This is a genomic window from Phaeobacter sp. SYSU ZJ3003 (genome assembly GCF_041300735.1).
Lineage (GTDB): Bacteria > Pseudomonadota > Alphaproteobacteria > Rhodobacterales > Rhodobacteraceae > Phycobacter > Phycobacter gallaeciensis_A.
Map to the genome: position 1 here is coordinate 1 of NZ_PXNU01000158.1, position 808 is coordinate 808.

General features: G+C 60.9%; 1 protein-coding gene. It reads right to left on the reverse strand.

Annotated elements, in window-relative coordinates; translation table 11 throughout:
* Positions 1-58: 58 nt before the first annotated feature.
* Positions 59-808 (reverse strand): adenosylhomocysteinase (locus C6W91_RS21205; protein WP_370571619.1); only part of this gene is annotated, 750 nt, incomplete at its 5' end.

Sequence of the window (808 nt, forward strand, 5' to 3'; positions counted from 1 at the left end):
AACAAAAAAGCCCCCGCATGATTTGCGGGGGCTTTGTGGTGTTCTGCTGTAGGGCCGGTCAGTAACGGTAGTGTTCCGGCTTGAAGGGACCTTCCGGGGTGACGCCGATATAGGCGGCCTGCTCGGGGCTGAGCGTGGTCAGCTTGACGCCGATACGCTCCAGATGCAGGCGGGCGACCTTCTCGTCCAGATGCTTGGGCAGGATGTAGACCTCGTTTTTATACTCCTCACCGCGGGTCCACAGCTCGATCTGCGCCAGAACCTGGTTGGTGAAAGAGGCCGACATCACAAAGGACGGGTGACCGGTGGCATTGCCGAGGTTCAACAGGCGCCCTTCGGACAGAAGGATGATGCGGTTGCCCGAGGGCATCTCGATCATATCCACCTGTTCCTTGATGTTGGTCCACTTGTGGTTCTTGAGGTTCGCCACCTGGATCTCATTGTCGAAGTGGCCGATGTTGCCGACGATGGCCATGTCCTTCATCGCGCGCATATGCTCGATGCGGATCACGTCCTTGTTGCCGGTGGTGGTGATGAAGATATCGGCGCTGGAGACCACGTCTTCCAGCAGCACCACCTCAAAGCCGTCCATCGCCGCCTGCAGAGCGCAGATCGGGTCCGCTTCGGTGACCTTCACGCGGGCACCCGCGCCGCGCAGAGAGGCCGCCGAGCCTTTGCCCACGTCGCCGTAGCCGCAGACCACCGCGACCTTGCCGGCCATCATGGTGTCGGTGGCGCGGCGGATGCCGTCGACCAGGCTTTCCTTGCAGCCGTATTTGTTGTCGAACTTCGACTTGGTGACCGAGTC